This window comes from Burkholderia sp. HI2714, from assembly GCF_002223085.1.
Taxonomy (GTDB): domain Bacteria; phylum Pseudomonadota; class Gammaproteobacteria; order Burkholderiales; family Burkholderiaceae; genus Burkholderia; species Burkholderia lata_D.
In genome coordinates this window covers 1-8,686 of sequence record NZ_NKFM01000083.1, presented here as the reverse complement: position 1 = coordinate 8,686, position 8,686 = coordinate 1, and the positions used below count along the sequence as shown (strand labels likewise).

The 8,686-nt window shown below is 66.5% G+C and carries 10 protein-coding genes and 2 pseudogenes; 11 read left to right on the top strand and 1 reads right to left on the bottom strand.

The window, feature by feature from the left end:
• Positions 1 to 407: 407 nt before the first annotated feature.
• From CFB82_RS40520 to CFB82_RS40475, 10 genes and pseudogenes are all read left to right on the top strand, one after another.
• Entirely contained in the window at positions 408 to 704 is a 297-nt protein-coding gene (locus CFB82_RS40520; RefSeq protein ID WP_089487826.1) for a type II toxin-antitoxin system Phd/YefM family antitoxin, read from the top strand.
• A complete protein-coding gene (locus CFB82_RS40515; protein WP_089487825.1) occupies positions 658 to 963 on the top strand; it encodes a Txe/YoeB family addiction module toxin in 306 nt (101 codons plus the stop codon). Before CFB82_RS40520 ends, CFB82_RS40515 begins: the two co-directional genes overlap by 47 nt.
• A 236-nt stretch (positions 964 to 1,199) precedes the next feature.
• A complete protein-coding gene (locus tag CFB82_RS40510) occupies positions 1,200 to 1,505 on the top strand; it encodes a type II toxin-antitoxin system TacA family antitoxin (protein WP_089487824.1) in 306 nt (101 codons plus the stop codon).
• Positions 1,502 to 2,011, top strand: coding sequence for a GNAT family N-acetyltransferase (locus CFB82_RS40505; RefSeq protein WP_089487823.1), 510 nt, complete (start codon positions 1,502 to 1,504; stop codon positions 2,009 to 2,011). The genes CFB82_RS40510 and CFB82_RS40505 overlap by 4 nt, the downstream gene beginning before the upstream one ends.
• An 89-nt stretch (positions 2,012 to 2,100) precedes the next feature.
• Positions 2,101 to 2,220, top strand: a pseudogene (locus CFB82_RS42890) (IS5/IS1182 family transposase); the annotation flags it as partial.
• Positions 2,221 to 2,816: 596 nt separating this feature from the next.
• Positions 2,817 to 3,545, top strand: a complete 729-nt coding sequence (locus tag CFB82_RS40495) for a hypothetical protein (protein ID WP_089487821.1) — start codon at positions 2,817 to 2,819, stop codon at positions 3,543 to 3,545.
• A complete protein-coding gene (locus CFB82_RS40490; RefSeq protein ID WP_089487820.1) occupies positions 3,542 to 3,790 on the top strand; it encodes a hypothetical protein in 249 nt (82 codons plus the stop codon). Before CFB82_RS40495 ends, CFB82_RS40490 begins: the two co-directional genes overlap by 4 nt.
• A 2-nt stretch (positions 3,791 to 3,792) precedes the next feature.
• Positions 3,793 to 4,239 carry a hypothetical protein gene (locus CFB82_RS40485; protein WP_089487819.1) on the top strand — a complete coding sequence of 149 codons (447 nt, stop codon included), beginning with the start codon at positions 3,793 to 3,795 and terminating at the stop codon, positions 4,237 to 4,239.
• 36 nt (positions 4,240 to 4,275) lie between these two features.
• The gene (locus CFB82_RS40480; protein WP_089487818.1) at positions 4,276 to 5,103 is read left to right on the top strand and encodes a hypothetical protein; all 828 of its coding nucleotides are present in this window, start codon (positions 4,276 to 4,278) and stop codon (positions 5,101 to 5,103) included.
• Between the two features lie 5 nt (positions 5,104 to 5,108).
• On the top strand, positions 5,109 to 6,938 hold the full coding sequence (locus CFB82_RS40475; protein WP_089487817.1) for a site-specific integrase: 1,830 nt from the start codon (positions 5,109 to 5,111) through the stop codon (positions 6,936 to 6,938).
• 179 nt (positions 6,939 to 7,117) lie between these two features.
• On the opposite strand, the gene CFB82_RS40470 is transcribed toward CFB82_RS40475, so the two are convergent.
• Positions 7,118 to 7,447: an H-NS histone family protein gene (locus tag CFB82_RS40470; protein WP_089487816.1), complete on the bottom strand. Its 330-nt coding sequence runs from the start codon at positions 7,445 to 7,447 to the stop codon at positions 7,118 to 7,120.
• Positions 7,448 to 7,762: 315 nt separating this feature from the next.
• Between CFB82_RS40470 and CFB82_RS40465 the strand changes: the two are divergent.
• A pseudogene (locus CFB82_RS40465) lies at positions 7,763 to 8,536 on the top strand (IS256 family transposase); the annotation flags it as partial.
• Between the last annotated feature and the right edge of the window lie 150 nt (positions 8,537 to 8,686).

The window sequence follows — 8,686 nt, the reverse complement described above, 5'->3', positions numbered from 1 at the left end:
ATGGCACAACAGCAGCAGCCCAAAAAGGTCAGCCTGAAAAACATTCGCAACCTCGCCGCATGGGACACCGCTATGCGCGAGTCCGTTCTGGGCCTTGCCTGACAAGGGCCTTCATGCGGAAGCCCTGCCTTCCGAACAAAGCCCCTGACCACAGCGCCGATGTGTAGTCGCTCTTGATATCTGTACAAAACTATGTACAATGTAGTCGCTGGCTGATAATCGTGACGTGGTCGAATATGTCATGGCGATCGGCAGCCTTTATCGTCATTGTTTTCGTTGTTAGGTGCCATGCCAGGGGTATGGCGGTAGCGTGTGAGGAAGCGACCTTCCGGACACGCAATGCTCTGTGACAAGTGCACAGAGCCTTTGGTCGGGGCACAACTGTCATCGACCCGAGAGGACTTTGTATGAACATCCTGACTTTTAGCGAGGCGCGAGCCGGCTTTAAGCAGGCGTTGGACACGGTATGCAGGGATCACGAGCCGATGGTCATCACGCGTCAGCGTGGAGAACACGTCGTGATGATCTCGCTGGACGACTACAACAGTATGCAAGAGACCTTGCACCTGCTGGGTACGCCAGCGAACGCAGATCGACTGCGCCAGTCCATCGCCCAATTCAAGGCCGGCAAGACCGTCGTAAAGGAATTGCTGAACCATGACGCAGAAGAAGAAGGCGAAGAACAAGGCCGCGGTAGCGAGTAACTGCAAAGTTGCTTGGTCGGATCATGCCTGGGACGACTACCTGTACTGGCAGAAACACAATCTCGCGATCGTTGGCGAGATCAATGGATTGATCGAAGAAATCTCGCGAGATCCATTTAGAGGGACAGGGAAGCCGGAGGCGTTACGTGGCGACTTGACCGGCTTTTGGTCGCGGCGCATCACGAAAGAGGATCGCCTGGTGTATATCGTGATGGAGGGGGTTATCCACGTGATGGCGTGCCGTTTTCACTACGAATGATCACCACGAAGAGGTGCCGGGAACTGCACCTCTTGTAAGTCGTTGTAATCTAGGGCGGGCCGGTTGGCCCGTTTTTTTGGCCTGCGTCCAATGCCGATAAGTCTGCTTAGCGGCATTGTGTTTAATGGGTCAAAGCCTGGATCGTACGATTCGAATCGCACTTTCCACCTAATCTGTACTGACGTTGTCAGTACATAACGCGTATACTGGAACCCTTGTTGATCGGAGAATCCTTCATGTCCGCGACCCACAGCCCCCCAACCAAGCGCGACACCCTGAACCTGCGCGTGCAACCCGACGAACGCGAGCTGATCGATCGTGCCGCTGCCGCGCGCGGGCAGAACCGCACCGATTTCATCCTGTCCGCCGCGCGGGCCGCCGCCGAGGAAACCCTGCTCGAGGCCACGTTGGTGCGCGCCCGTCCCGAAGCGTATGCCGCGTTCGTCGCGCGGCTCGATGCGCCGCCGGCGCCGAATCTGCAGCTGCGCCGCACGATGCAGACGCCCGCGCCGTGGGACGGACCTGCCGGGCCCGCCGCATGACGCTGCGTGCACCGATGCCGATCACGCTGGATCACGCGCAGGCCGGCGCGCTGGCCGCCTTTGACGCGGGGGAGCCGAGCCTGGACGACTGGCTCAAGCGGCGGGCGCTACGCAATCACGCGAGTGGCGCGTCGCGCACCTACGTGGTGTGTGACGACCAGCGGGTGGTCGCGTACTACGCATTGGCCTCCGGCGCGGTGGATCTCGACGCAGCGCCCGGGCGATTTCGCCGCAACATGCCGGACCCGGTGCCGGTGGTGGTGCTCGCCCGGCTCGCGGTGGACCGCGTCTGGCAAGGGCATGGGCTGGGCCGAGGCCTGGTGCGCGACGCGGGGCTGCGGGTGATGCAGGCGGCCGACCCGATCGGGATTCGCGGGCTGCTCGCGCATGCGTTGTCGGTCGAAGCACAACGTTTCTATCTGCGGGTCGGCTTCGAGCCGTCGCCACTCGATCCGATGACGGTCATGATCACACTGGGTGACTTGCGCGCTGCGCTGCCGGTGTAGCAGGCTGTTGAAATAGCGCCCGCCGTGGTCATCCGACCGGGAGCGGTAAACGTTGAAAGGAGGAAGCGGACAACACCGAGACCGAAGCGATGCGCGGAGCGGACCGCTACACCGAGACGATGTTCACGATCGCGAGACTGGATGACTTCGTGCCGGCCAATCACCCGCTGCGCCCGATTCGCATTTGGCTGAACGACGCGTTGCGTCGCGCGTGGTGGAGCGGGCAGCGCGATCGCTGGATCAGGCAACCGGACGGCAGCAGGGCCACCGGGATGTCGGTGCGGTGCGACGGCGAGCAGTGGGCCATCTTGTACGGCGACATCGCGCTCGGGCTCGCCTGGCACCACGGGCGTCGATAGATTGCACCGCGCGCTGTGGCGTCCGCGAATAGGTTGACGGGAGCGGGGCAGGCGACCTTCGAAGACCTGTTGACGCGCTGCGAGGCCGGGAGCCGCGTCGAACACACGATCGGTCATGGCGTGTTCGAGTATCGTGGCGTGCACCGGCGCCCGAATCCGCGCGTCACTTGATGGCAGATGAAGTGCTTTGGCGGCGTCGAGCTCGGCAGCTATCGCCAGCGAGGCGAGACGGCACGCAGCCTGTGCGTCGCGACCCACGACGCGCCGGATTGGATCGCGGCACGCAACACGCGACGGGCGCCGGGTCGCGCACCGATTGGACTCGGTGCGGCCGATGGCGAACCGGCCACCTTGGCACCGGCCGAGCAAGCGGGATTTCGCCGCTGCCGCGCCGCAACGATTGTGACCCCGACGGCATCGACCCACCCACCACGAGGCAACCCTCCATGATCGAAGTTCAGCGCCTGCAGGCCGGCGTCTCACTCGAAGGCCCGCATTACGTCATCCAGCTGATCCCGGTCTGCTCGGCCGACTCGCTCGGTTCGCCGACCGTGATCGTCAGCGTGCTGGCGCGCCCCGCGCTGACCGGGGACGATCGGAATGTGCGCCTGGAGGCGTACGACGTTCGGCACGAGTTCCGGCTGGCCGACATCGCAGTCGACGCGCACGAAATGCGTTGCCTGCGCATCGCGTACGAGCGTGCCCCGCTGTTCCGCGAGGGCTTCACGCTGGCGCTCGAGGACGGCATGGCCGCGCAGCTGGCGGCCTACCTGCCGCGCATCGACCTGATCAGCCTGGTCGCCACCGGCGTGAGTGACGCGATTAAGCCGAAGCTGGGCCGTGCGCCGGCGCCGCACGAGCAGGCGGTGATCGCCGACGTCGTGGCCAGCACGGTGCTCGACCAGAGCACGCCGGCGCAGGCGATGGCGTTCGCGATGGGTTTTGGCAGCGCGTGCGTGTTTTCAGACCCGGGGCGACCATCCGGACTATGTCGCGCTCGGCGCGGCCCTGCGCACCCCCGCAGTCGTCGCCATGCTTCAGGACGCCCAGCGAGGCCGGTGATGCGCGACGCGCACCCCGTCGCAACGCCGTCGGCCGAACGGCGGCGGATCCAGCTCAAGCACCGCGGCGCCGACGCGTTCCCGGTGCGTCCGCCACAGGAGCGGCAGTCATGATGTCGTATCCGCCGTTCACGGAACTCGCCGAGTGGCAGATTCGCGACGACCGCGCACGCTCCAATCCGGTGGGAGGAAACGCGGCGCGCGTGCCCGACGTCGCGCAGGCCATTGCACGTGGCGCGTTCAACCGGTGGCGCGCCAGTGCGCTGCAAGGATTGGCGGCCGCCGAGCGGCCGACCTATGACGTGGACGTGGCGCGCCTGGCCGCCGCGGTCGACGCGTCGTTTCTCGAACAAAGTTGACTATGCGAAAAGCTTCTTCACGCGGCCGCCGGCCGCTGACCAAGGCGCAGTTATTGCCGCTGCCTGCCGACCAGGTACGCCGGCTGTCGCTGAAACATCATCTCGCGCTTGCCGGCCTGCGAGACGGCCACGGCGAACTCGATGTGATCGGCACGCTGCTGCACGTCCTGTATCTCGCGTATTTCCTGCGCGACGCTGGCGACGCGGATCCCGACCGCTACTATCGCGCGGAGGCCGCGCTGGATCAGTGCGTGGCGCGCGCCGAACGTGGCGAGCCATGGACGCTAACCGATGACGAGCGCATGGCGATCGAGCAGCTGGTAGTCGCGCACGACGCACAACTTGGCACGGTGCCGGCGCATCGCTATCTCGAAGCCTGGGAGCGTGTGGTGCGCGTCACTGCGCCTGGCGCGCGATCGCCGATTCGTGCCCAACAGCTGGAACACTGACGCCGCGCAGGCGGCCTGAACCCGCGAGACGCCACGATGCTCGACACCCACTCCGCTCTCACCGCCATCCGCGCGGGACTCGTCGACGCGCCGGCGTCCCTCATTGATCGACCGGTCGCGCTAGACCGGGATCTGATCGCGTCGACCTTCGGGCTGTCGCGGTACGCCGCCTTCAGGAAAGAAGCCAGGGCGCCGGCTTACCGCACGTTGTACCTCGATGTTCCGGTGCGTAGCATCGTGGGTCTGTTCCACCGCAGCTTTGCGCCCGACGCGCGTACGTGGCGCGAACTCCTCGCCGACCTGCACGGCAACGGCTGGGGACTGGAAACGTTGCGCTATTTCGAGTCGGAATTGGGTGACGAGCACTTTCCGGCACCTGGCGCCGCATACGGGTTGCGTCTGCAGGCCTGGGGCGGGGCGCTCGTGTGCACGAACGGCATGCACCGAGTGGTCGCTGGCGCGTGCTGGCTGGCGGGCCGCCAGGGCGACGACGCGACGTTCCGGAAGGTACGGGTCACGCACTATGTCCTGCGGGAAGCGGCCGTTACGGTAATGGCCGAAGCGCGCCGGCGCGGGGAGTGGGTCGAGGCGGTGCATAACAGGGACAGCGTTACCGTGGCGATCCGTATGAGCACGGCCCGGCGATGCCGTTACTGGCGCCTGGACGGCGAGGCGGTTGTAGCGATTCCGGCGCCGGGCGGTTGGCTGGATCGGTTGCGCCGCCGCGCCGGGTTGCCGGCACGCGCGGATCGGCATTTGCACTGGCAACCGGTGCCGCCGGCCGTGATCGACGCGCTGGTCAACGACGGCTGGCTGCGCACGCAACTCGACTCCCCGCGTTATCCGGATCCACAAGACTATTGAGCATCATGGCCAACCGACCCCAGCAGTTGGAACAGCTGCAGCTGCGCACCTACAGCCGCACCGAATTCACGGCGCTGCGCGCGCGCGTGAAAGGTCTGCCGCTCACGACGATCGAACGACTGTACTTCGATCGCGACGCCGATGAGCCGGTCGACGTCGCGCAGCTGCTGCGCACGATGCGCGACGACCTGGTCGCGGCCGCGCTGCGCGACGGTTCGCCGGTACTGAAGTCGCACCTGCAGGCGACGATCGAGAAACACGGCGAGGCGCGCCTGACGCCGGTATCGCTGCAGATGATCGAGCAGGTGGCCGGGCAGTGGGCGGCCGCGGCGCCGGCCGCGGACCACCCGATCGGGCGTTGGTTCCGCCCGCTCGTCGCGGCGCGGCTGGCGGGGGAGGGGATCCACACGCTGGGCGGGCTCGTCGCCTTCGTGAACCGCCTCGGCGGCCAGTGGTGGCGATCGGTGCCGCGCATCGGTGTAGGCCGGGCGCGTGTCCTGGTCGCGTGGCTACGCACGCACGCCGCGTCGATCGGCGCCGCGGTCGAACCCGACGTCGACGCCGGCGACACACTGGCGCCGACGTCGGCCGGCGTGATTGCCGGCGCCGGCCAGCTCGCGCCGCTCGAACGCCTGGCGCTGCCGGACGCGTTGTCCGGCGCGCAGGGCGCAAACCGGGCGCCGACGTTCGCCTATCTGACGGCCGCGCACGATCTGGATGCGGTGCGCGCCTATCTGCACCGCTACGACGACCGGCCCGCGACGCAGCGGGCCTACAAAAAGGAGCTCGAGCGCCTGGTGTTGTGGTGTGTGGCCGAGCGCGGCGTCGCGCTGTCGTCGATGCGGGTCGAAGATTGCGAGGCGTACAAGGCGTTTCTCGCCGCGCCGGGGGAGCGCTTTACCGGGCCGCCCGGCGCGCGCACCAGCGGTCGCTGGCGGCCGTTCGCGACCGGTGGTCTGGCGCCGCAGAGCCAGCGTTATGCGATCCGCACGATTCGCGCGGCGTTCGCCTGGCTGGTGGCGGTGCGCTACCTGGCCGGCAATCCGTGGCAGGCCGTGACCGATCCGAGCGTCGTACGACGCGTGCGCAAGCTGCAGGTCGAGCGTGCGTTGCCGCTCGCGTTGTGGACTCGCGTGCGCGCGACGCTGGCCGAGCGAGGCGAGAAGCAGGGCCCCAGCGGCCCCCGCTGGCGCGCCGCGCGCGCGTTGCTGCTGATCATGGGCGACGGTGGGCTGCGGATCGCCGAGGCCGCCGCCGCCGAACGGGCGATGCTGCGCTGGCTGCCGGCCGACGACGACACGCCGGCGAGCTGGCTGCTCGAGGTGATCGGCAAGGGCAACAAGCAGCGCTTCGTGCCGGTCAGCGACGCGTGCGTCGACGCGCTGCGCGCGCACTGGCGCGATCGCGGCCAGGACTTCGACGCGGCCGGCGCGGCGGGCCCGCTCGTTGCGCCGCTGATCCTGCCGCCGACGCCGCGGGCGCGCGAGAAATTTGGCGTCGAGGTCGATGTCAACACGGAAGGCAAGCCGACGAAGCCGGGCGGCTACTCGGTGCGCGGCGCACGCGGGCTCACGCAGTGGGCGATCGCGCAGTTGCTCGACGTGATGCCGGATTTGAGCGAGGCGGAGCGCCGCAAGCTGACGTCGACATCGCCGCACGCGTTCCGGCACACGGTCGGCACGCAGATGCTGGCGGCCGGCGTCGCGCTCGAGGTCGTGCAGCGCACGCTCGGGCACGCGTCGCTCGGCACGACGTCGATCTATGTGTCGCCGGAGGAGACGCGGCTGCGCCGCGAGGCGGCCAAGTACCACGCCCGGCTCAAGCCGTCGGCGTGACGGCAGCGCGGTAGCGCCGCGCGCCGGGGTTGGCTACGATGGCGGCAAGTCCGGGGGCGAGCGGGGCCGGAGAGGCCTGGCTCGCTGACAACGGAAAATTCGACGCCCGCGACCGAGAGGGCGGCAGCGATGGCTACCCTCGCCTTATGTGCGAACGCGGCCGGGCGCGCGTGCTGGCATCACGCGTCTTCGCCTGGCCACCATGTCTGGGGCGCGCGGTCGATCGCATAGTCGTTGAGATCCTTTCCTTCCAGCCACTTCGGCCGCGGGCCGCGACCGGACCAGCTGCGGCCTGACGACGGATCGTAGAACTTCGCCGCCGCGCGCTTCGATTTCGCCTGCAGGTAGCCCAGCGCCGACAACACTTCCTGCTGGGTGATGCCGTACTGGGCGACCTGTTCCTTGAAAGTGGCCAGTGCGGCCTTTTTTTCAATGGCCTTGGTCTCGGCCAATTGACTATCGAGTTCGCGCAGCTCGACTTGCAGCGCTTGCAGGACTAAAGCATTCATAGGTTTCGGAGAGAGCGAGTAGAGGAGAAAGAGGTAAGTCAGTATACGGCGGTGCGATTGCTGCACCCCCTCCTTCACCTCATGAACTTCAAATTCGCCGCCATTGCAGCGATTACCATGGCTTACCCATTCCGCATTCGCGAATGAGTTATTGTCGAAACTGGTGTACGCGGCGGGAGGCAGGAGAAGGCGGTGGCGATTGAAGGAGAATGTTGCTTTCCAAGGTAACACTTTCCCAATCGGAACCCCACCACCATGGCGAAACGTACGCATGAAACGCATGACGGTCAAGCAGCAGAAGCAGACATCAAGGGTATGCCCGGTCTGGACGATCTGATCCAGCAAGGCGCTCGGCAGATCATTCGGCAGGCGATCGAAGCGGAGTTAGCGACGATGCTCGAGCAGTACGCGAACGTGAAGGCGATCGACGGCCGTCGGGCAGTCGTGCGCAACGGCTATTTGCCAGCGCGTGAGATCGTCACGGCCGTGGGCCCAGTGTCGGTCCAGGTGCCGAAGGTGCGGGACCGCTCGGGCTCAGGCGTCAAATTCAACTCGGCGATCGTGCCACCCTACGTGCGCAAGTCGCCGCGCGTGTCGTCGTCGCTGCCGTGGCTGTATCTGCGCGGCGTCTCGACGGGCAATATGGGCGAAGCCCTGTCGGCGTTGCTCGGCGAGCAGGTCAAGGGACTGTCGGCAAACGTCGTGAGCCGCCTGAAGGCCACGTGGGCCGACGAGTACGAGCAGTGGAGCAAGCGCGATCTGTCGAGCTCACGTTGGGTCTACTGGTGGGCGGACGGCATTCACACGCAGGCCCGCACCGAGGATTCGGACGGGCAATGCCTGTTGGTGATCATCGGCGTGAAGCCAAACGGCGAGAAGGAGCGCGTGGTGCTTGGCGACGGCTATCGCGAATCGAAGGCATCGTGGCGCGAGCTGCTGCTCGACCTGAAGGCGCGTGGCCTGCAGGCGCCGCCCTTGCTGGCCGTCGGCGACGGCGCGATGGGCTTGTGGGCGGCGCTCGACGAGGTGTTCCCGCAGGTTCGGCATCAGCGCTGCTGGTTCCACAAGATCGGCAACGTTGTTACGTCTCGATCAATTTGAGGCGGAACAGGGTGAGACGGTTTCCACACCAGTCCACGAACGCAGAACAGCCCGGCCTATGCTTCGGATCGTACATTCGTTTCTCACGCTCGAACAGCATCTTCGCGCCATCGTCACCACGCCCCGGTCCTACCATCC

Excerpts from the sequence above, each read along its gene's own strand:
- CFB82_RS40520 (WP_089487826.1), top strand. The coding sequence starts at position 408 with ATGAACATCCTGACTTTTAGCGAGGCGCGAGCCGGCTTTAAGCAGGCG.
- CFB82_RS40515 (WP_089487825.1), top strand. The coding sequence starts at position 658 with ATGACGCAGAAGAAGAAGGCGAAGAACAAGGCCGCGGTAGCGAGTAAC.
- CFB82_RS40510 (WP_089487824.1), top strand. The coding sequence starts at position 1,200 with ATGTCCGCGACCCACAGCCCCCCAACCAAGCGCGACACCCTGAACCTG.
- CFB82_RS40505 (WP_089487823.1), top strand. The coding sequence starts at position 1,502 with ATGACGCTGCGTGCACCGATGCCGATCACGCTGGATCACGCGCAGGCC.
- CFB82_RS40495 (WP_089487821.1), top strand. The coding sequence starts at position 2,817 with ATGATCGAAGTTCAGCGCCTGCAGGCCGGCGTCTCACTCGAAGGCCCG.
- CFB82_RS40490 (WP_089487820.1), top strand. The coding sequence starts at position 3,542 with ATGATGTCGTATCCGCCGTTCACGGAACTCGCCGAGTGGCAGATTCGC.
- CFB82_RS40485 (WP_089487819.1), top strand. The coding sequence starts at position 3,793 with ATGCGAAAAGCTTCTTCACGCGGCCGCCGGCCGCTGACCAAGGCGCAG.
- CFB82_RS40480 (WP_089487818.1), top strand. The coding sequence starts at position 4,276 with ATGCTCGACACCCACTCCGCTCTCACCGCCATCCGCGCGGGACTCGTC.
- CFB82_RS40475 (WP_089487817.1), top strand. The coding sequence starts at position 5,109 with ATGGCCAACCGACCCCAGCAGTTGGAACAGCTGCAGCTGCGCACCTAC.
- CFB82_RS40470 (WP_089487816.1), bottom strand. The coding sequence starts at position 7,447 with ATGAATGCTTTAGTCCTGCAAGCGCTGCAAGTCGAGCTGCGCGAACTC.